Origin of the sequence: Kitasatospora sp. NPDC090308 (assembly GCF_044769485.1) — a bacterium.
Classification (GTDB): Bacteria; Actinomycetota; Actinomycetes; order Streptomycetales; family Streptomycetaceae; genus Kitasatospora; species Kitasatospora fiedleri.
In genome coordinates this window covers 64,995-84,476 of sequence record NZ_JBIVXY010000020.1, presented here as the reverse complement: position 1 = coordinate 84,476, position 19,482 = coordinate 64,995, and the positions used below count along the sequence as shown (strand labels likewise).

The window sequence follows — 19,482 nt, the reverse complement described above, 5'->3', positions numbered from 1 at the left end:
CATGCACCACAGTCCCGAACCCCCGTACCAGGACGGCGAACCGGCGTCCGGGGACGGTCAGGACGGTGCTGCCGACTCGGAAGTCACCCTGCTCTACGCACTGGTGGCCGAGCGGTTGAAGCAAGCCCACGCCCGCGTTCACGCGCTGAACGTGTCGACGGACGCAAAGACCGCTCTCACCCGACAACTGCTGATCGTCACCGAGACCGCGAAGCGCGATCTCCCGGGGGCGGCACGGCGGTTGAGTCGCTTTGTGCAGGACCTCGACGAGGGGCGGATGCCTCCCCGGTGAGCACCTCCATGCGCAAATCCATTGCGACACTAGGGTGATTCACGCGTTTGGTAATTGAAAGTCAGCAGATACATACCTAACGTGCGAAAAGAACGGATGGAATCATCCGGCGCCCGTTTCCGAAGGGGAAGACGTGAACAAGGCTCAGCTTGTCGAAGCGGTGGCCGAGCAGCTGGGCGGTCGCAAGGCTGCCGCAGAGGCCGTCGACGCAGTGCTCGACACCATGGTGCGTGCCGTCGTGGCGGGTGACCGCGTCTCGGTCACCGGTTTCGGCACCTTCGAGAAGGTGGAGCGCTCGGCGCGCTTCGCCCGCAACCCGCAGACCGGCGAGCGGGTCAAGGTCAAGAAGACCGCGGTGCCGCGGTTCCGCCCCGGCCAGGGCTTCAAGGACCTCGTCTCCGGCAGCAAGAAGCTGCCGAAGGACGGCCCGTCGGTCAAGAAGGCCCCCAAGGGCTCGCTCACCCCGGGCAAGTCCGGCGTGGCCGCCAGCCCGGCCGCCAAGCGCGCCGCCACCAAGCGCGCCGCCGCGGCCGGCACCGCCGCGACCAAGAAGACCGCCGCCAAGAAGACGGCCACCACGGCGACGGCCAAGAAGGCGGCCCCGGCGAAGACCGCGGTCAAGAAGGCCACCACCGCCAAGACCGCCGTGGCCAAGAAGACCAGCGCCGCGGCGACCAAGAAGGCCACCACCGCCGCCAAGAAGACCACCACCGCGGCGGCGGCCAAGAAGGCCACCGCCACCGCCAAGAAGACCGCTCCGGCGAAGAAGACCACCACGCGGAAGACCACCGCGCGCAAGTCCACCGCCAAGTAGTCGCCCCGCACCCGGCACCGGCCCGTTCGGCGCCGGGGCACCGGCCGCGACGGCCCCGGCCCGGTTCCCTCCCCGGGCCCGGACCGGCGCGGCCTTTTCCGCGTCCGCCGCGCCGCATCGCGTCCGCCGCGCCGGGTCCGCCGCGTGCGTCGCTCTCCGCATGCGCCCGCCGGGCGGGCCGGGCCGAGCGGCCGTCGGCGCGACGCGGTGTCAGGCCGCCCCGCCGAACGGGGAAAAGCGCGCGGCCGGGAATTACTCCGGCACTTCCACCGGCAACTCGTAGCAGATCGCCCAGCGGGAATCCGGAATGACCAGATCCGCGGTCTCCACCGGCCGCCCGGAGTCGTCCAGGTACGTCCGCTCGACCAGCGTCACCAGGTCGCCGGCGGTGATCCCCAGCAGGCCCGCCTGCTCCGCGGTCGCCCGGGCCGGGCGCAGCCGCTCCACCGCGCGCGCCACCCGCACCCCGAGCGACGCCATCCGGGCCACCACGCCGCGGCCGTGCAGCGGACCGTACTCGGGCAGCAGCACCGGGGTGTCCCCGGTGAGGTCCATCGGCTCCCAGGAGTCGGCCAGTTGGGCGGTCCGGCCGTCCAGCAGGAACTCGTACCTGGTGTGCACCGTCAGCGTGCCCGGCTCGATCCGCAGCCGCCGCGCCACCCCGTCCGGGGCGGGCGTGCGGGCCGCCGACTCGGACTCCCAGCCGCCGTCCGGCACCAGCGAGGCCGGGAACGCCCCCGCCGTCCGCGACCGCATCATCGCCAGCCGCTCCACCGGCTCCCGGACGTAGGTGCCGGACCCGGTCCGGCCCTCCAGCAGCCCCTCCCCGATGAGCACCTCCTGGGCCCGCTGGAGCACGTTCGGCCCGACGCCATAGCTCTCGGCCAGCCGGGCCCGGGACGGCAGCCGCTCGCCGACCGCCCACTCCCCGGCCGTCACCCGGCGGCGCAGGTGGTCCGCGATGCGGAGGTACGGCGGGTCCTGTGAGGGCATCTGGCGTCTCCCGGCGGAGGGCGATTCCCGCCGACGTGCGGCAGGACGGGTGATTCAGCTTGACAACCTAATGCATCAGGTGGAATCTAATGCCTTAGATTCACTATGAGTGATCAGCTGACCTCGGGGAGAGGCGTGGCGTGCGAAGCACGAGGGTGTTCGACCTTGCATCCGGGCTCGCCGCGGCCACCGGGGCCGAAGCCAGGATCATCCAGCTGCCCAACGGCGGTTACCGGGTGGAAGCCGAGCTCCAGGGCGACCCGGACCCGCGGGACCACCTCACGGTCCTCGACGTCCTCGCCGGTGCGGACCGCTACGGGCACCGCTACCGGGCCGGCGTCCACACCGTCTGGGCCGAACTCGACCCGCCATTCGACCCGCCCCAGGAGCCGCCGTGAAGAACGCGCCGCCCGGCTACACCGTCGGCATCGAGGAGATCACCGAACCGACCTCCTTCTTCTCGCTGGCGCCCGCGCTCTCCTCGCTCTGGCAGACCCTGCACGCCCTCCCGCTCGGCTGGACGCAGTTCGAGGCGTACCGCTACTTCTTCGGTCCGGGCGCGGTCGAGCGCACCGAGGCGTTCCTGCGGCGGGACGGCCGGTTGCAGCTCAGCTTCGCGCTCCTCGGCCGGACCAGGCTGATCAGCGTCGTCCCGGCGGCCCGCGGGCCGCTCCAACTGGCGCCCGCCCCGCTCAAGTTGCTCGACTCGCCGGAGGTCGCCGCGCTGCGGCTGGACGGCCCGGCCGTCCGGCCCGCCCCGGGCGCGCCGCGCCGGCGCAGCGCCTGACCGCCCGGCCCGCGGCGGGCGGGTGACGGCCGGTCAGCCGTCCTCGGGGTCCGGGAAGGTCTGGAGGGTGAGGAAGACCACGCGCCGTCCGGTGCCCTCGCCGGTGGTGCGGATGCGGACGCGCTGGCCGGGGCGCAGCAGCCGGAGGCCGCCGGCGTCGAAGGCGGGGGCGTCGAAGGGGACGGGCGTGCCGTCGTCGAGCAGGACCGACCCGGCGCGGGTCGCGGGGTCGAAGGTGAACGCGGTGGCCTGCATGGGAGCCAGCATAGGGCTTCGGAGCAGGGCCGCGGTGGCCGGGCCGAGGCCGAGCCGGCGGGCGTCGGCCAGGTCCGCGGGGGTGTCGACGTCGCGGCGGACGGAGGGGGCGTCGGGGAGCAGGAGCTCGGTGGCGCCGCCGGCCAGGTGGGCGTCCCGGGAGCCGGGCCCGAACGCCGGGCGCAGCGGTGCGCCGTCGGCCCCGGCGAGCAGGACGGTGCCGGTGCCGGGGGTGTCGGCGAGGAAGGCCCGGCCGTGGCCGGGCACCGCGGCGAGGACCCGGGCGAGTTCGGCGGGCCGCAGCGCCGGCAGGTCCGCGGAGAGGGTGGCGACGGGGGAGCGCGGGAAGCGCCGCCGGGCGGTCGCGGTGCCGTGCGCCAGCGCGGGGTTGAGACCGCCCGGCTCCGGTTCGTCGTCCAGCACGTCCGCCCCCAGCGCGCGCAGCGCCCCGGCGGCGCGCGGGTCCCGGGTGACCACCAGGACGCGGCCGACCGCGGGGCAGGCGAGCGCGGCGGCGACGGTGTCGCGGGCGAAGGCGAGGGCGAGCCGGGGCCGCAGCGGGCCGAGCGCGGCCAGCCGGCTCTTCGCCCCGGCGAGCGCCTTGACCGGGACGACCACGGACCAGCCGAGCCGCAGCGCGGCCCGGTCGGCGTGCGGCTGCCCCGGGGCGGCCGGTCCGGCGGCGGGGCGTACGGTGTCCTCTGTCATCGGCGCCATTGTGGCGTCGGCCGGGGAGCCCTGGCCAGCGGTTCCGGGCGGTCCCGGGGCGGCGGGCGGGGCCCGGTCGGCTGGTGGCGGCGGTGGCTGCTCGACACGGACTCGACCCGCGGGTGAGACTGGTCGGCGCCTCGGAGCCGCTGGCCGGCCCCGGCGAGGAGAGAGCGCGGCGCAAGTACGGGGCGCCGCACGAACGAGGAGGAGCTGGGGTGGCCCGCCGCTCTAACGCCAGGTTCGGGAACGCGGACTACGGGATCTGGTACCGCTTCGCGGCGGTGCTCGTGAAGCCGGTGACCAACGCCCTGGCGAAGGCGGACTGGCGGGGCTGGGAGCACCTGCCCCGGGAGTCCGGGTTCATCGCCGCGGTGAACCACAATTCGGTGATCGACCCGGTGTTCTACGCGCACTGGCAGTACAACTCGGGCCGGCCGCCGCGGATCCTCGCCAAGTCCTCGCTGTTCTCGGTGCCGTTCATCGGCTTCATGCTGCGCAAGACCGGCCAGATCCCGGTGTTCCGGGAGTCCACCGACGCCGCCGAGGCGTTCCGGGCCGCGATCGACGCGGTCAACGCCGGCCAGTGCGTCCAGTTCTACCCGGAGGGCACCCTCACCCGGGACCCGGAGCTGTGGCCGATGACCGGCAAGAGCGGCGCGGCCCGGGTCGCGCTGATGACGGGCGCGCCGGTGATCCCGGTGGCGCACTGGGGCGCGCACGAGATCATCCCGCCGTACGGCAAGGGCAGGGGCAAGTACCGGCTGTTCCCGCGGCACCGGGTGGTGGTCGCGGCGGGCCCGGCGGTCGACCTGAGCAGGTACCAGGGGCAGGAGCTGACCGCCCAGGTGCTCCGGGAGGCCACCGACGACATCATGGCCGCGATCACCGCCGTGCTGGAGGACGTCCGCGGCGAGCAGGCCCCGAAGGAGCGCTACGACATGCGCCGGGCCGCCAAGGACCGGGCCGCGGCCGCCCAGGCCAAGCGCGAGCGCGCCGCCGAGGAGGGCGGCCGGTGACCCGCTGCGCGGTGATGGGGACGGGCTCCTGGGGCACCGTCTTCGCGATGATCCTGGCCGACGCCGGCTGCGAGGTGACCCTGTGGGGCCGCCGCCAGGAGCTGGTCGACGCGATCGACCAGGACCACGTCAACCGGGACTACCTGCCGGAGCTGACCCTGCCCGCGGGCGTCCGGGCCACCACGGACGCCGCCGCGGCGCTGGCCGGCGCGGACTTCGCGGTGCTCTCGGTGCCGTCCCAGACGCTGCGCGACAACCTCGCGCTCTGGGCGCCGCTGATCGAGCCGCAGACCGCGCTGGTCAGCCTGATGAAGGGCGTCGAGCTGGGCACCGTGAAGCGGATGAGCGAGGTGATCGCCGAGGTCGCCGGGGTCGGCCCGGAGCGGGTCGTGGTGGTCTCCGGCCCGAACCTGGCCGGCGAGATCGCCAACCGGCAGCCCGCCGCGACGGTGGTGGCCTGCGCCGACGAGGAGGTCGCCAAGCGCTTCCAGAAGGCCTGCCACACCCCGTACTTCCGCCCGTACACCAACACCGACGTGGTGGGCTGCGAGCTGGGCGGCGCGGTGAAGAACGTGATCGGCCTGGCGGTCGGCATGGCCAACGGCATGGGCCTGGGCGACAACACCAAGGCCACCCTGATCACCCGCGGCCTGGCCGAGACCACCCGGTTGGGCCTGGTGCTCGGTGCCGATCCGCACACCTTCGCGGGCCTGGCCGGGATGGGCGACCTGGTGGCGACCTGCTCCTCGCCGCTGTCCCGGAACAACACCTTCGGCACCAACCTGGGCCGCGGCATGACGCTGGCCGAGACCGTCGCGGCCACCAGCCAGACCGCCGAGGGCGTGAAGTCCTGCGAGTCGGTGCTCGACCTGGCCCGGCGCAACGGGGTCGACATGCCGATCGTCGAGGCCGTGGTGGACGTGGTCCACAAGGGCCGGCCGACCCAGGAGGTGCTGGAGGGACTGATGGCCCGTTCGGCCAAGCCTGAGCGCCGGTGACCGGAATCGGACGGTAGTCTCAACGCCGATATGAGCATCGAACAGACCACCCCGAACCAGGCGGCCAAGCCGCGTGTCGCGATCGTCTTCGGCGGCCGCAGCTCCGAACACGGCGTGTCCGTGGTCACCGCCGCCAGCGTGCTGCGCTCGATCGACCGCGGCAAGTACGAGGTGCTGCCGATCGGCATCACCCACGAGGGCCGCTGGGCCCTGGTCGGCGACGAACCGGCCCGGATGGCCATCACCGACGGCCGGATGCCGGACGTCGACCAGGTCGCCGAGTCCACCGAGGGCCAGGTGGCGCTGCCCACCGCCCCCGGCAGCCGGGAGGTGGTGTGGAGCGAGCCCGGCACCGCGCCGAAGGTCCTCGGCGAGGTCGACGTGGTGCTCCCGCTGCTGCACGGCCCGTGGGGCGAGGACGGCACCCTGCAGGGCCTGCTGGAGCTCTCCGGCGTCCCGTACGTGGGCTCCGGCGTGCTGGCCTCCGCGGTCGGCATGGACAAGGAGTTCACCAAGCGGATCATCGAGTCGCTCGGCCTGTACGCGGGCGAGTACACCGTGGTCAAGCCGCGCGAGTGGGAGTCCGAGGCCGGCCGGGCCGCGGCCCGCGAGCGGATCGCCGGGCTCGGCCTGCCGCTGTTCGTCAAGCCCTGCCGGGCCGGGTCCTCGATCGGCATCACCAAGGTCAAGGACCTGGCCGGCCTGGACGCCGCGGTCGAGGAGGCCCGCCGCCACGACCCGAAGGTGATCGTGGAGAAGGGCGTCGAGGGCCGCGAGATCGAGTGCGGCGTGCTGGAGTTCGAGGACGGCCCGCGCGCCTCGGTGCCCGCCGAGGTGCTGGTCGACGGCGACTTCGAGTTCTACGACTTCGAGGCCAAGTACATCGACTCCTCCGAGGTGCGCATCCCGGCGGACCTCACCGACGCCGAGCGGGCCGAGATCCGCCGGCAGGCCGTCGAGGTGTTCGAGGGCCTGGGCTGCGAGGGCCTGGCCCGGGTCGACTTCTTCCTGCTGGCCGACGGCCGCTGGATGGTCAACGAGGTCAACACGATGCCCGGCTTCACCCCCATCTCGGCCTACCCCAAGATGTGGGAGGCCACCGGGGTGCCCTACGCCGAGCTGATCGACCGCCTGCTGTCCGCCGCGCTGCGCCGCTCCACCGGCCTGCGCTAGCGCCGGGACGGCTCAGGAGGCGTCGTCCAGGCAGTCCGAGTCGGCCTTCCCGTCGATGCGCGGGACGGTCGCCCGGATGGCGGAGGAGAACGAGCCCAGCGGGTCCGCGTAGTTGCCGTACGCGCCCGCCGGGACCTCCACCACCACGTACGCCTCGCGCAGCCCGGTGGCGAAGCGGTAGCCGTCCGCGCCGTCCTCGGTCAGCCCCCAGCCGACCTCGTCGACGCACGGGCCCTTGCGCTCGGTGTCGTTCAGCAGGTCCGGCCGGTCGGCGCCGCAGGTCAGCACGGTGCGCGGGGACGAGGCCCAGGCCGCGGTGTACGGCGAGGCCGGGGACGGGTCCTCGCGCCGGTGGCCGAGCACCTCGGCGGGCAGCGCCGCGTCCAGCGCCGCGCAGTACCGGGCGGTCCCGGCGTCCTGCCCGGGCGGCGCGACGTCCGGGTCGCCGCTCCACGACACCGCCAGCCAGGCCGTGCAGCCGAGCAGCGCGGCGGGCGGCGCCAGCCAGCGCACCGGGGCGGGCAGGCGGTTCAGCAGATCACGGGAGGCCACCGCACGATGGTAAGCGGGCTTACAGCCGCACCACCGGACAGGTCAACGTCCGGGTGATGCCCTCCACCCGCTGCACGTTGGCCACCACCAGGCGGCCCAGCTCGTCGATCGACTCCGCCTCGGCCCGGACGATCACGTCGTACGGGCCGGTCACGTCCTCGGCGGTGATCACTCCGCCGATCCCGGCGATCGACTCGGCCACCGAGGTGGCCTTGCCCACCTCGGTCTGGATCAGGATGTACGCCTGCACCACGGGGGACCTCCAGGCGGCTGGGTGGGTACCTGCTGACCGGCAGTCCGATCATCACCACGCTACCGCGCGACGGCGCGGACGGGGGAGACCCCGGAGGGCCCGGAAGGCGTACGCTGCGGGCGCGGGGCGACCGCCGGACACGGCTCCGTGCGGTGGCGGGACCGTCCGGCACACGGGGGTTCGCAGACAATCGGACAACGGGGAACGCGGGAGGACGGGCTGATGCAGGGGACCGTGGGCGAACTCGGCGAGTTCGGGCTCATCCGGGAGCTGATCGCGCGGCTGCCGATGACCCCGGCGGTGGAGCTCGGGCCCGGCGACGACGCGGCCGTGGTCAAGGCGCCCGACGGACGGGTGGTGGCCACCACCGACGTGCTGATCGAGGGCCGCCACTTCCGCCGCGACTGGTCCACCGCGTACGACGTCGGCCGCAAGTGCGCCGCGCAGAACCTCGCCGACATCGCCGCGATGGGCGCCGTCCCGACCGCGCTGCTGCTCGGCCTGGTCGCCCCCGCCGACCTGCCCACCACCTGGGCCACCGAACTGATGGACGGCCTGCGCGACGAGTGCCAGGTGGCCGGCGCCACCGTGGTCGGCGGCGACGTGGTGCGCGGCGACACCATCACCCTGGCCATCACGGCGCTCGGCGACCTCCAGGGCCGGCGCCCGGTGGTGCGCTCCGGCGCCCAGGTCGGCGACGTGGTCGCGGTCACCGGCTGGCTCGGCTGGTCCGCCGCCGGGCTGACCGTGCTGCAGCGCGGCTTCCGCTCCCCGCGCGCCTTCGTCGAGGCGCACCGCCGCCCCGAACCGCCGTACCACGCGGGCCCCGCCGCCAGCGACCTCGGCGCCACCGCGATGGTCGACGTCTCCGACGGCCTGGTCGCCGACCTCGGCCACGTCGCCCGGGCCAGCGAGGTCGACATCGACCTGCGCGCCGCCGACTTCGACGTCCCCGCGCAGATGGCCGACATCGGGCAGGCCGTCGGCGTCGACCCGCTGGTGTGGGTGCTGTCCGGCGGCGAGGACCACGCGATCGTCGCCACCTTCCCCAAGTCCACGCCGCTGCCCGCCCGTTGGCGGGTCATCGGGGAGGTCGTCCGGACCGCCCGGCCCGGCCGCGGCGGCACCGTCACCGTCGACGGCGCGCCCTGGGACCGCACCGCGGGCTGGGACCACTTCGCCGAGCAGTAGCAGCCGAGCCGTAGCGGCGGGCGGGCGGCGGGCGGACCGAGCGGGCGGCGGGCGGGCCGCGGCCGGCCGGCGGCCCGCCCCTGGTGGCTACCCGGTGGTACGGCCCCGAGCGCGTAGTGTTGCGCCTGTCGGGCGGACCGGCAGCGTCGACGGTCCGGTCCACCTACGGACGCGGGGGCGCGCCCCCGGAGCAGGAGCACAGCCACCATGCGAATCGGCGTTCTCACCAGCGGCGGCGACTGCCCCGGCCTGAACGCGGTCATCCGCTCGATCGTGCACCGCGGCACCGACGTGCACGGCGACGAGATCCTCGGCATCGAGGACGGCTTCCTCGGCCTGATCGAGGGCCGGGCCCGGCCGATCTCGCACGAGGACGTCACCGGCCTGCTCACCCTGGGCGGCACCATCCTCGGGTCCGCCCGGGTGCAGCGCGAGAAGATCCGCTGGGCCGTCGAGAACTCCCGCGCGCTCGCCGCCGACCTCGGCATCGACGCGCTGATCGCGATCGGCGGCGAGGGCACCCTGACCGCCGCCAAGCTGTTCAGCGACGCCGGGCTGCCGGTGGTCGCCGTCCCCAAGACCATCGACAACGACATCGACGCCACCGACGTCACCTTCGGCTTCGACACCGCCGTGCACGTCGCCACCGAGGCCATCGACCGGCTCAAGACCACCGCCGAGTCGCACCAGCGGGTCATGGTCGTCGAACTCATGGGCCGCCACACCGGCTGGATCACCCTCACCGCGGGCATGGCCGGCGGCGCCCACGGCATCCTCATCCCCGAGAAGCCCTTCGACATCGAGGCCGTCGCCCGGATGATCGAGGAGCGCTTCCGGCGCGGCAAGAAGTTCGCCATCATCGCCGTCGCCGAGGGCGCCCAGCCGCTGCCCGGCACGCTGCGCTTCGAGCACGGGCAGGTCGACCAGTTCGGTCACCAGACCTTCGGCGGCATCGGCACCAGGCTCGCCGTCGAGCTGGAGAACCTGCTCGGCAAGGAGGCCCGCCCGGTCATCCTCGGACACACCCAGCGCGGCGGCACCCCCACCGCGCTGGACCGGGTGCTCGCCACCCGCTTCGGCTGGCACGCCGTCGAAGCCGTCCACAAGGGCGCCTTCGGGCACTTCACCGCGCTGCGCGGCACCGAGATCCACCTCACCCCGATCGCCGACGCGGTCGTCCAGCTCAAGACCGTCCCCGAGGACCGCTGGACCGAGTCCGAGGCCGTGCTCTGACCGCCCCCGGCGGGTCGGTAGGTTGGGGCGCATGAGCACCTTCGCCGCCGCCCCGCCCCGAGTCCTCACCGTCGCCGGCTCCGACAGCGGCGGCGGTGCGGGCATCCAGGCCGACCTCAAGGCCATGCTCGCCCTCGGCGTGCACGGCATGAGCGTCATCACCGCCGTCACCGCGCAGAACTCGCTCGGCGTCCAGGGCTACTGGGAACTGCCCGCCGAAGCCGTCCGCGCCCAGTACCGCAGCGTCGTCGACGACATCGGCGTCCAGGCCGTCAAGACCGGCATGCTCGCCTCGGTCGAACTGGTCGAGACCGTCGCCGACCTGCTCGCCGACGCCCCCGCCCCCGTCGTGGTCGACCCGGTCGGCGTCTCCAAGCACGGCGACGCGCTGCTCGCCGCCGAGGCCGTCGCCACCCTCCGCGAGCGGCTGCTGCCGGTCGCCACCCTCGCCACCCCCAACCTGCACGAGGTGACCCAGCTCACCGGGCGCACCGTCACCGGCGAGGCGGACATGCTGGACGCCGCGAAGGCGCTGCGCGACCTCGGCCCCGACTGGGCGCTGGTCAAGGGCGGCCACCTGGCCGGCGAGGCCGCGGACCTGCTGCTCGGCCCCGGCGGCGAGACCCACTGGTACCGCGCCCCCCGCCACGACAACCGCCACACCCACGGCACCGGCTGCACCCTCGCCAGCGCCGTCGCCGCCCAGCTCGCCAAGGGCGACCCCGTCCCGCTCGCCGTCGCCCGCGCCAAGACCTACGTCACCGGCGCCATCGCGCACGGCTTCGCCCTGGGCGCCGGCATCGGGCCGGTGGACCACTTCTGGCAGCAGCGGGGGTGAGCGGCGGCGGCCGGGGCGGGCGCCCGTCCCGGCCGGAGGGGCCGGGGAAACCAGAAGCCGACCACGGCCCCCGGAGGGGTGTGGTCGGCTTCGGGAAAAGGTGACCGGCGTACCGGTCTGCGCGTCAGCGCGAGACCTTACCGGCCTTGATGCACGAGGTGCAGACGTTGAGCCGCTTCGGCGTCCGCCCGATCACAGCGCGCACCGTCTGGATGTTGGGGTTCCAACGACGGGGGGTGCGGCGGTGCGAGTGGGAGATGCTGTTGCCGAAGCCCGGGCCCTTGCCGCAGACGTCACAGTTGGCAGCCACAGGAGTCACTCCAAGACTTCAGATCAGGTACTTGAACTAGCCCGGGATGCTCCAGGCAACCGGGAGAGCATACAACGGTGACTCCCGCTCAACGAAACTACCACGATCGCGGAGGTGATCGTTCCCCCGAGCTGGGCACGAGCCTGCTGGGGGCGGTGCCGCGGGGGCCGATAACCTGCCAGCATCGTCCCTCGCCACCGCGTCCTGTCGTGTTCCCGTGGCGTTCATCCGGAGGAGACCTGGTGCTGGACACCCTCGACGCCCCGGCCGTCCGCACCTGGTGCCGACTCGCGCTGGCCGCCCTCGGGCAGGCCCGCGAGGAGATCGACGCGCTGAACGTGTACCCGGTTCCGGACGGGGACACCGGGACGAACCTCTACCTGACGGTGGAGTCCGCCGCCGAGGCGCTGGACGAGGTGTTCGCCGCCGCCGAGGAGCCGGAGCTGTCCGCCGCGGCCGCCGCCGCCGCGCGGGGCGCGCTGATCGGGGCGCGCGGCAACTCGGGCGTGATCCTGGCGCAGTGGCTGCGCGGCCTGGCCGAGGTGCTCTCGGCCGGCGGCCCGCTGGCCGCCGCGCTCGACCACGGGGCCCGCTCGGCGTACCAGGCGGTCGCCGAACCGGTGGAGGGCACCCTGCTGACGGTCGCCGCCGCCGCCGCGCGGGCCGCGGGCACCGCGGACGGGCTGACCGGGCAGGCCCGGGAGGCGTACCGGGCGGCCCGACAGGCGCTGCTGCTCACCCCCGACCAGCTGTCCGCGCTGGCCGAGGCGGGCGTGGTGGACGCGGGCGGCCGGGGCCTGGTCGCGGTGCTCGGCGCGCTGGTGGACGCCGTCTCCGGGCAGCAGCCGATGGGGCCGGTCGCGATGCGCCGGGACACCGAGCCGGGCGCCGCGCCGGGGTCCTCGCCGGTGGCGGCGGGCTGCGAGCGGCACGAGCGGGCACCCGGCCCGGGCCACCCGGCGTTCGAGGTGATCTACCTGCTGGAGGCCGAGGACGGGCGGCTGCCGCTGCTGCGCGAACGCCTGGGGCGGCTCGGCGACTCGCTGGTGATCGGCGGCGGGGACGGCCTGTGGAACGTGCACGTCCACGTGGACGACGCGGGCGCGGCCGTCGAGGCGGGCGTCGAGGCCGGGCGGCCCCACCGGATCAGGATCACGCACTTCGCCGAGGCCGCGGCCCGCTCGGGGGAGCGGGAGGAGACCGTCTCGCACGGGCGGGCGGTGCTGAGCGTGGTGACCGGCAGCGGGCTGGCGCAGCTGTGCGAGCAGGCCGGCTCGGTGGTGCTGCCGGCCGACCCGGACCGCCCGCCCGCCAGCGCCGAACTGGTCACCGCCGTGCACCGCTGCGCGGCCCGCGAGGTGGTGCTGCTGCTCAACGACCCGGAGCTGCGGGCCGCCGCCGGCGCCGCCGCCGACCAGCTGCGCGAGGAGGGCGTGCGGATCGCCGTGCTGCCCACCCGCTCCCCGGTGCAGGGCCTGGCGGCGCTGGCCGTGCACGACGCCGGGCGGCGGTTCGACGAGGACGTGGTGGCGATGACCTCCGCGGCCGGCGCCACCCGGTACGCCGAACTGGCCGTCGCCGAGGGCGAGTCGTGGACCATGGCGGGCGTCTGCCAGGCCGGGGACGTGCTCGGCCTGATCGACGGCGACGTCGTGGTGATCGGCACCGACCTCACCGAGACCGCGCTGGCCGTGCTCGACCGGATGATCGCGCCCGGCGGCGAACTGGTCACCCTGGTGCTCGGCGAGGAGGCCCCCGCCGACCTCGCCGACCGGCTGATCGCGCACGCCCGGCGCACCCGCCCCGAGGTCGACACCGTCGCCTACCGGGGCGGTCAGGAGGCCGCCCCGCTGCTCATCGGGGTGGAGTGAGCCCGGAGCGTCGGTCCCGTGGTGTGAAATGGGGGCGATGGGCGCTCTCGATGAACCACTGAAGGAACTGGTCGGCGACCGCACCGCGAAGGTGCTGGCCGACAGTCTCAAGCTGCGCACGGTCGGCGACCTGCTGCACCACTACCCGCGCCGGTACGTCGAGCGCGGCCAGCTCACCAGCCTGGACGAGCTGGAGGTGGACGAGCACGTCACGGTGCTGGCCCGGATCGAGAAGGTCACCCTGATCCCGTTCCGCGGCCGCAAGGGCGACCGGCTGGAGGTGGTGGTCACCGACGGCCGCTCGAAGCTCTCGCTGGTGTTCTTCAACCAGGGCTGGCGGCAGAAGGACCTCCGCCCCGGCCGGCAGGGCCTGTTCGCGGGCAAGGTCGGCCTGTTCAACCGAAGCCGCCAACTCGCCTCGCCCGACTACCAGTTGATCGACGAGGAGGAGGGCTCCTCGGCGGCCCGGCAGTTCGCCGGGCGGCTCATCCCGGTCTACCCGGCCAGCGCCCAGCTGCCCAGCTGGAAGCTCGCCCTCTGCGTCGAGCTGGCCCTCACCAAGCACCTGGCCGACGTCGGCGAACCGCTGCCCGCCGAGCTGCGCGCCGAGCACGGCCTGATCCCGCTGCCCGAGGCGCTGGAGCTGATCCACCGCCCGCACGGCCAGGCCGACAAGGAACGCGCCCAGAACCGGCTGCGCTGGGACGAGGCGTTCGTCCTCCAGGTCGCCCTCGCCCAGCGCCGGGCCGCCGACTCCGCGCTGCCCGCCGTCCCGCGCCGCCCCGTCCCCGACCGGGTGCTGGACGCCTTCGACCGGCGGCTCCCGTTCACCCTCACCGACGGCCAGCGCAAGGTCTGCGCCGAGATCTTCGCCGACCTGGCCACCGACCACCCCATGCACCGGCTGCTCCAGGGCGAGGTCGGCTCCGGCAAGACCCTGGTCGCGCTGCGCGCCATGCTCGCCGTGGTGGACGCGGGCGGCCAGGCCGTGCTGCTCGCCCCGACCGAGGTGCTCGCCCAGCAGCACCACCGCTCGATCGTCGAGATGATGGGCGACCTCGCCGAGGCCGGGATGATCGGCGGCTCCGAGATCGGCACCCGGGTCGCCCTGCTGACCGGCTCGATGGGCGCCGCCGCCCGCCGCGGCGCGCTGCTCGACATGGCCTCCGGCAAGGCCGGCATCGCGATCGGCACGCACGCCCTGATCGAGGACCGGGTGCAGTTCGCCGACCTCGGCCTGGTGGTGGTCGACGAGCAGCACCGCTTCGGCGTCGAGCAGCGCGACGCGCTGCGGGCCAAGGGCGAGCAGCCCCCGCACCTGCTGGTGATGACCGCCACGCCGATCCCGCGCACCGTCGCGATGACGGTCTTCGGAGACCTGGAGACCTCCGTCCTGGACCAGCTGCCCTCCGGCCGCTCGCCGATCTCCACCCACGTGGTGCCCGCGCTGGAGAAGCCCAACTTCCTCGCCCGGGCCTGGGAGCGGGTCCGCGAGGAGGTCGGCAAGGGCCACCAGGCGTACGTGGTCTGCCCGCGGATCGGCGACGAGGAGGAGCCGGAGAAGGGGAGGAAGAAGCGCGGGGCGGCCGAGCCCGAGGAGGTCGACGACCCGGCCGGGGGCGCGGACGCCGAGGAGCGGCGGCCCCCGCTGGCGGTGGTGGAGACCGCCGAGAAGCTGGCGAAGGGCCCGCTGGCCGGGCTGCGGATCGAGGTGCTGCACGGCCGGCTCGCCCCCGACGCCAAGGACGACGTGATGCGCCGCTTCGCGGCCGGCGAGGTGGACGTGCTGGTCGCCACCACCGTCATCGAGGTCGGCGTCAACGTGCCGAACTCCACCGTCATGGTGATCATGGACGCCGACCGGTTCGGCGTCTCCCAGCTGCACCAGCTCCGCGGCCGGGTCGGCCGCGGCGCCGCCGCCGGGCTCTGCCTGCTGGTCAGCGACATGCCCGCGGCCAGCGCCGCCCGGGCCCGCCTCGACGCGGTGGCCGGCACCCTGGACGGCTTCGCGCTCTCCCGGATCGACCTCGAACAGCGCCGCGAGGGCGACGTGCTCGGCCAGGCCCAGTCCGGCGTGAAGTCCTCGCTCAAGGTGCTCTCGGTGCTGGAGGACGAGGACGTCATCGCCACCGCCCGGGCCGAGGCCACCCGGCTGGTCGCCGCCGACCCCGCGCTCGCCGCCCACCCCGAGCTGCGCACCGCGCTGGAGAGCCTGCTCGACGAGGACCGCGCGGAGTACCTGGAGAAGGGCTGAACCGGCCCGCCCGCCCCCTCGCGGACGGCTTGTTCGCACCCCTCGGATGTCAGTGCCCCGGGAGAGAATGGAGTTGTTCGGGGAGCACTCCAAGTCGCTTCCCCGGCACGAGAATTGGGGGTCATTGCATGGCATTCCGTCACCTCAACGAGCTCCCGCTCGGCGACAAGGTCTTCCGGATCGAGGTCGCCAGCGAGGACGACCGCGAAGTCACCCTCACCCTGACCGGCTGGCGCGAGGGCGACTCCGCCCACCCGGTCGCCAGCGGCAAGCTCCGCCTCCCGGTGGAGGACGTCGCCTCCCTGCGCATCGCGCTCAACCGCGCCCTGCGCGCGCTGGCCATCGTCGCCGACGTCTCCGAGCCCATCCCCGACCGGGACGTGCTGCGCGAGCTCTACCCCGGCCACGGCGCCCCCTGGGTGCCGCAGCACGAGGAGGAGCTGGTCCGCCGGTTCCACGAGGGCGAGACCATCGCCCGGATCGCCGCCCGCTACGGCCGCACGCCCGACTCCGTCCGCACCAAGCTGCGCGAGCTCGGGCACGACCCGCGCCGCCCCGAGTACTGCCCGCCCGACGGCTGCCTGTCCTGGTCGCGCTACGCGTCGCCGACGCTGCTGGGCGCCGCCGCCAACGAGTGACCGGAGCGGGGGAGCGAGCGGGCGCGCGCCCGGCCCGGGGCCGATCCGTCGGCTAGGGTCGGGCGCGCAGCCCCTCCCACCCGCAAAGGACCCAACGCCATGCCTCGCGTGATCGCCGGCCGTGCCGGAGGCCGCCGTCTCGCCGTGCCGCCCGGCCGGAACACCCGCCCGACGTCCGACAAGGCGCGGGAGGCGATGTTCTCCACCGTCGAGGCGCTGTTCGGGCCGATCGCCGGCGCCCGGATGCTGGACCTGTTCGCGGGCAGCGGCGCGGTCGGGCTGGAGGCGCTCTCGCGCGGCGCGGCGCACGCGCTGCTGGTGGAGGCGGACGCGAGCGCCGTGCGGACGGTGCGGGAGAACGTCCGGACGCTGGGGCTGCCCGGCGCCGAGGTGCGGGCGGAGAAGGCCGAGAAGGTGGTCGCCGGGCCGCCGCCGGCCGAGCCCTACGACCTGGTGTTCCTGGACCCGCCGTACGCGGTGGAGGACGCCGTCCTGCGGGAGACGCTGGTCACACTCCGCTCGGGGGGCTGGCTGTCCGAGCACGTTCTCGTCACCGTGGAACGCAGCACCCGGGGCGGCGAGTTCGGCTGGCCGGACGGCTTCGAGGGGCTGCGCTCGCGCAAGTACGGCGAGGGCACGCTCTGGTACGGTCGCGCCGCTGCCGGGGCTGATCGAGACTCGTAGCAGAACACCACGCCCCACAAGGGAGCACACGCATGCGCCGCGCCGTCTGTCCGGGGTCCTTCGACCCCATCACCAACGGACACCTCGACATCATCGAGCGGGCCTCGAAGCTGTACGACGTGGTGCACGTGGCGGTGCTGATCAACCGCAACAAGCAGGGCATGTTCACCATCGACGAGCGGATCGCCCTGATCGCGGAGACCACCGCCCACCTGGGCAACATCGAGGTGGAGTCGCACAGCGGCCTGCTGGTGGACTTCTGCCGCGAGCGCGGCATCCCGGCGATCATCAAGGGCCTGCGGGCGGCCGGCGACTTCGACTACGAGCTGCAGATGGCCCAGATGAACCACGGGCTGACCGGCGTCGAGACGCTGTTCGTGCCGACCTCGCCGACGTACAGCTTCCTCTCCTCCAGCCTGGTCAAGGAAGTCGCCTCGCTGGGCGGCGACGTCTCGCACCTGCTGCCCGCGACGGTGCACCGGCGGCTGGTCGAGCGGATCGCCGAACGCCGGGACTGAACCGGCGTTGTGAGCGGCGGGGCCGGTGGCCGTACAGTCTTGATACCCCCGGCCCCGGGGCCGCAGCCAGCGGCTTCCGGAGCACTGCCTCCGCCGCACTTCGGCGGCACACGGAAAGACTGAAGACGCCCGTGGACGTGCAGCAGAAACTCGACGAGATCATCGCCGTGGTCGAGAAGGCGAAGGCGATGCCGATGTCGTCGTCCTGCGTGGTCAACCGTGCCGAGTTGACCGGACTGCTCCGCGACCTGCGCGGGGCGATGCCCGCGGAACTCGCCCAGGCGCAGTCGGTGGTGGCGGACCACCAGCAGATGGTGGCCGACGCCCGGGCCCAGGCCGACCAGATCATCCGGGGCGCGCACGACGAGCGCGGCTCGCTGATCTCCGACACCGAGGTGGTCCGGCAGGCGCAGGCCGAGGCGGACCGGGTGCTGGCCGAGGCGCGCGCCGAGGTGCAGGCCAAGCTCGCCGAGGCCGACGACTACGTCGACTCCAAGCTGGCCAACTTCGAGGTGGTGCTCACCAAGACGCTCGGCGCGGTCGGCCGCGGCCGGCACAAGCTGCGCGGCGAGTCCGGCGTGTACGAGCCGGAGGCGGAGGGCGCCGAGGACGGCGAGGAGTTCCGGCCGCGGATCAGCCCCAGCCCGGAGGCCGACGAGTACGTCGACGTGAAGCTGGCCACCCTGGAGGCGGTGCTCTCCGCCACCCTGGAGGCGGTCGGCAAGGGCCGCGACAAGCTGCTCGGCAAGGCCCCGATCGACGAGCTGGGCGCCTACCTGGCCGCCGCCGACGAGGCCCAGCAGCTCAAGGACCGCGCCGAGGCGGTGGCGGCCGGCTTCTCCGACGAGGGCGAGCAGCAGAGCTGGTACGCGGACGTCCCGCAGCAGCAGTCCTGGCCCGAGCAGACCCCGGCCGCGGCCGGCTGGCAGCAGCCCGGCGAGGACCCTCCCCCGGCCCCCGGCTGGGGGGGCCCCCTCGCCCAGCCGCAGGCCCCGCAGTACGCCGAGGTCTACGGCGGCTACGACCCGGCGGCGGCCCCGCAGACCGACCCGTACGGCCAGCCCTACGGGCAGCAGCAGCCGGTAGACCCGTACTACCAGCAGCAGCCGCAGTACCAGCAGCCGCAGGGCTTCGACCAGTGGGGCAACCCGCTGCCCGCCGACCCGTACGGCTACCAGCAGCACACCCAGCAGCCGCCGCAGCCGCCCGCGCAGCCGCCGCAGCAGCAGGGCGGGCTGGACGAGACCAGCTTCTTCGACACCAGCATGATCGACATGACCAGGCTGCGGGAGCTCGGCGGCCGATGAGGGGCGAGTTGGGTTCGGCGCGGACTCTCCGGTAGTCTGACCACTCCGGCCTGTTCGCGCCGGGTTCGCCGTGCGCCCGCATCCGGGCCGCGCGCCGTAGGAGCCGAAAATCCGCGCCACGCAGGGATGCGTGCCGCCGCCAGGAAGTCAGGAAACCTTGAACCGCCTCGACCACCGCGACCCCCTCGTGTTCGACACGCACGAGCTCGGCCGTCGCCCGGGATCGCTGCGCAAGGTCTCCCGCACCCTGGAGGCCCCGGCGGAGCTCGGCGTCGCGGACGTGATCGGCGTTCCCGAGAAGAGCGAGATCAAGCTGGAGCTCCGCCTGGAGTCGGTGGTCGAGGGCGTGCTGGTCACCGGCACCGCCGAGGCCCACGTCACCGGCGAGTGCTCCCGCTGCCTGGAGCCCCTGGAGGACGACCTGGAGGTCGACTTCCAGGAGCTGTACTACTACCCGGAGTCCGAGGAGCGTCACCGCGCGATCGCGGGGGACGACTTCGACGAGGAGTCCGAGGACGAGACTTACCGCCTGGAGGGCGACCTGTTCGACCTCCAGCCGGTGCTGCGTGACGCGGTGGTGCTCGCACTGCCGCTGCAGCCGGTGTGCCAGGACGACTGCCTGGGTCTGTGCTCCGAGTGCGGGGCCCGCCTGAGCGACGACCCGTCGCACCACCACGACGCCGCCGACCCCAGGTGGGCGGCCCTGCAGGGACTCTCCGCCGCCCCCGGCGACGAGGGTGACGAGGAATAAGACACAGCGCTGCCCGTGAGGGCCTCGCCGTAGAACCAGGAGA

The 19,482-nt window shown here is 74.1% G+C and carries 21 protein-coding genes and 1 pseudogene; 17 read left to right on the top strand and 5 right to left on the bottom strand.

Annotated features, from left to right (window positions below; genetic code table 11):
* Position 1: 1 nt before the first annotated feature.
* Entirely contained in the window at positions 2 to 292 is a 291-nt protein-coding gene (locus ACIQVD_RS31275; RefSeq protein WP_400692688.1) for a hypothetical protein, read from the top strand.
* Positions 293 to 425: 133 nt separating this feature from the next.
* The gene (locus tag ACIQVD_RS31270; protein ID WP_100836236.1) at positions 426 to 1,106 is read left to right on the top strand and encodes an HU family DNA-binding protein; all 681 of its coding nucleotides are present in this window, start codon (positions 426 to 428) and stop codon (positions 1,104 to 1,106) included.
* Positions 1,107 to 1,358: 252 nt separating this feature from the next.
* On the opposite strand, the gene ACIQVD_RS31265 is transcribed toward ACIQVD_RS31270, so the two are convergent.
* Positions 1,359 to 2,099 carry a GntR family transcriptional regulator gene (locus ACIQVD_RS31265; RefSeq protein ID WP_402292426.1) on the bottom strand — a complete coding sequence of 247 codons (741 nt, stop codon included), beginning with the start codon at positions 2,097 to 2,099 and terminating at the stop codon, positions 1,359 to 1,361.
* A 140-nt stretch (positions 2,100 to 2,239) separates the two neighbouring features.
* Between ACIQVD_RS31265 and ACIQVD_RS31260 the strand changes: the two genes are divergently transcribed.
* Positions 2,240 to 2,497 (top strand): hypothetical protein, encoded by a 258-nt coding sequence (locus tag ACIQVD_RS31260; protein WP_400692694.1) that lies wholly within the window; start codon positions 2,240 to 2,242, stop codon positions 2,495 to 2,497.
* Positions 2,494 to 2,886 carry a hypothetical protein gene (locus tag ACIQVD_RS31255; RefSeq protein ID WP_100836233.1) on the top strand — a complete coding sequence of 131 codons (393 nt, stop codon included), beginning with the start codon at positions 2,494 to 2,496 and terminating at the stop codon, positions 2,884 to 2,886. Before ACIQVD_RS31260 ends, ACIQVD_RS31255 begins: the two co-directional genes overlap by 4 nt.
* Positions 2,887 to 3,144: 258 nt before the next feature.
* On the opposite strand, the pseudogene cofC reads toward ACIQVD_RS31255, so the two are convergent.
* Positions 3,145 to 3,849: pseudogene (gene cofC, locus ACIQVD_RS31250) on the bottom strand (2-phospho-L-lactate guanylyltransferase); the annotation flags it as partial.
* A 218-nt stretch (positions 3,850 to 4,067) separates the two neighbouring features.
* Between cofC and ACIQVD_RS31245 the strand changes: the two are divergent.
* From ACIQVD_RS31245 to ACIQVD_RS31235, 3 genes are read left to right on the top strand one after another with little or no spacing between them, the layout of a single operon-like run.
* A complete protein-coding gene (locus ACIQVD_RS31245) occupies positions 4,068 to 4,868 on the top strand; it encodes a lysophospholipid acyltransferase family protein (RefSeq protein WP_400692697.1) in 801 nt (266 codons plus the stop codon).
* 14 nt (positions 4,869 to 4,882) lie between these two features.
* Positions 4,883 to 5,866: an NAD(P)H-dependent glycerol-3-phosphate dehydrogenase gene (locus ACIQVD_RS31240; RefSeq protein WP_402292431.1), complete on the top strand. Its 984-nt coding sequence runs from the start codon at positions 4,883 to 4,885 to the stop codon at positions 5,864 to 5,866.
* A 30-nt stretch (positions 5,867 to 5,896) separates the two neighbouring features.
* Positions 5,897 to 7,039 carry a D-alanine--D-alanine ligase family protein gene (locus ACIQVD_RS31235; RefSeq protein WP_402292425.1) on the top strand — a complete coding sequence of 381 codons (1,143 nt, stop codon included), beginning with the start codon at positions 5,897 to 5,899 and terminating at the stop codon, positions 7,037 to 7,039.
* Between the two features lie 12 nt (positions 7,040 to 7,051).
* Here ACIQVD_RS31235 and ACIQVD_RS31230 read toward each other — a convergent pair whose 3' ends face one another.
* Positions 7,052 to 7,591 carry a DUF3515 domain-containing protein gene (locus ACIQVD_RS31230; RefSeq protein ID WP_402292424.1) on the bottom strand — a complete coding sequence of 180 codons (540 nt, stop codon included), beginning with the start codon at positions 7,589 to 7,591 and terminating at the stop codon, positions 7,052 to 7,054.
* A 19-nt stretch (positions 7,592 to 7,610) separates the two neighbouring features.
* Positions 7,611 to 7,844 (bottom strand): Lrp/AsnC ligand binding domain-containing protein, encoded by a 234-nt coding sequence (locus tag ACIQVD_RS31225; protein WP_100836227.1) that lies wholly within the window; start codon positions 7,842 to 7,844, stop codon positions 7,611 to 7,613.
* 222 nt (positions 7,845 to 8,066) lie between these two features.
* Here ACIQVD_RS31225 and ACIQVD_RS31220 point away from each other — a divergent pair, with 222 nt between their 5' ends.
* From ACIQVD_RS31220 to thiD, 3 genes are all read left to right on the top strand, one after another.
* Positions 8,067 to 9,035, top strand: coding sequence for a thiamine-phosphate kinase (locus tag ACIQVD_RS31220; RefSeq protein WP_100836226.1), 969 nt, complete (start codon positions 8,067 to 8,069; stop codon positions 9,033 to 9,035).
* A 207-nt stretch (positions 9,036 to 9,242) separates the two neighbouring features.
* Positions 9,243 to 10,268, top strand: a complete 1,026-nt coding sequence (locus ACIQVD_RS31215; protein ID WP_400692707.1) for a 6-phosphofructokinase — start codon at positions 9,243 to 9,245, stop codon at positions 10,266 to 10,268.
* A gap of 31 nt (positions 10,269 to 10,299) precedes the next feature.
* Positions 10,300 to 11,106, top strand: coding sequence for a bifunctional hydroxymethylpyrimidine kinase/phosphomethylpyrimidine kinase (thiD, locus tag ACIQVD_RS31210; protein ID WP_400692710.1), 807 nt, complete (start codon positions 10,300 to 10,302; stop codon positions 11,104 to 11,106).
* 124 nt (positions 11,107 to 11,230) lie between these two features.
* On the opposite strand, the gene rpmB is transcribed toward thiD, so the two are convergent.
* Entirely contained in the window at positions 11,231 to 11,416 is a 186-nt protein-coding gene (rpmB, locus tag ACIQVD_RS31205; protein ID WP_014138233.1) for a 50S ribosomal protein L28, read from the bottom strand.
* Positions 11,417 to 11,658: 242 nt separating this feature from the next.
* Here rpmB and ACIQVD_RS31200 point away from each other — a divergent pair, with 242 nt between their 5' ends.
* From ACIQVD_RS31200 to ACIQVD_RS31170, 7 genes are all read left to right on the top strand, one after another.
* A complete protein-coding gene (locus ACIQVD_RS31200; protein WP_400692712.1) occupies positions 11,659 to 13,287 on the top strand; it encodes a DAK2 domain-containing protein in 1,629 nt (542 codons plus the stop codon).
* Between the two features lie 37 nt (positions 13,288 to 13,324).
* On the top strand, positions 13,325 to 15,541 hold the full coding sequence (recG, locus tag ACIQVD_RS31195) for an ATP-dependent DNA helicase RecG (RefSeq protein ID WP_400692715.1): 2,217 nt from the start codon (positions 13,325 to 13,327) through the stop codon (positions 15,539 to 15,541).
* A gap of 128 nt (positions 15,542 to 15,669) precedes the next feature.
* Positions 15,670 to 16,179: a hypothetical protein gene (locus tag ACIQVD_RS31190; protein ID WP_402292423.1), complete on the top strand. Its 510-nt coding sequence runs from the start codon at positions 15,670 to 15,672 to the stop codon at positions 16,177 to 16,179.
* Between the two features lie 99 nt (positions 16,180 to 16,278).
* Complete coding sequence (rsmD, locus tag ACIQVD_RS31185; RefSeq protein ID WP_100836221.1) at positions 16,279 to 16,863, top strand: 16S rRNA (guanine(966)-N(2))-methyltransferase RsmD; 585 nt, start codon at positions 16,279 to 16,281, stop codon at positions 16,861 to 16,863.
* A gap of 32 nt (positions 16,864 to 16,895) precedes the next feature.
* Positions 16,896 to 17,381: a pantetheine-phosphate adenylyltransferase gene (gene coaD / locus ACIQVD_RS31180; protein ID WP_100836220.1), complete on the top strand. Its 486-nt coding sequence runs from the start codon at positions 16,896 to 16,898 to the stop codon at positions 17,379 to 17,381.
* 131 nt (positions 17,382 to 17,512) lie between these two features.
* Positions 17,513 to 18,688: an ATP synthase F0 subunit B gene (locus ACIQVD_RS31175; RefSeq protein ID WP_402292422.1), complete on the top strand. Its 1,176-nt coding sequence runs from the start codon at positions 17,513 to 17,515 to the stop codon at positions 18,686 to 18,688.
* 157 nt (positions 18,689 to 18,845) lie between these two features.
* Positions 18,846 to 19,439 (top strand): DUF177 domain-containing protein, encoded by a 594-nt coding sequence (locus tag ACIQVD_RS31170; protein WP_100590044.1) that lies wholly within the window; start codon positions 18,846 to 18,848, stop codon positions 19,437 to 19,439.
* Positions 19,440 to 19,482 lie beyond the last annotated feature (43 nt).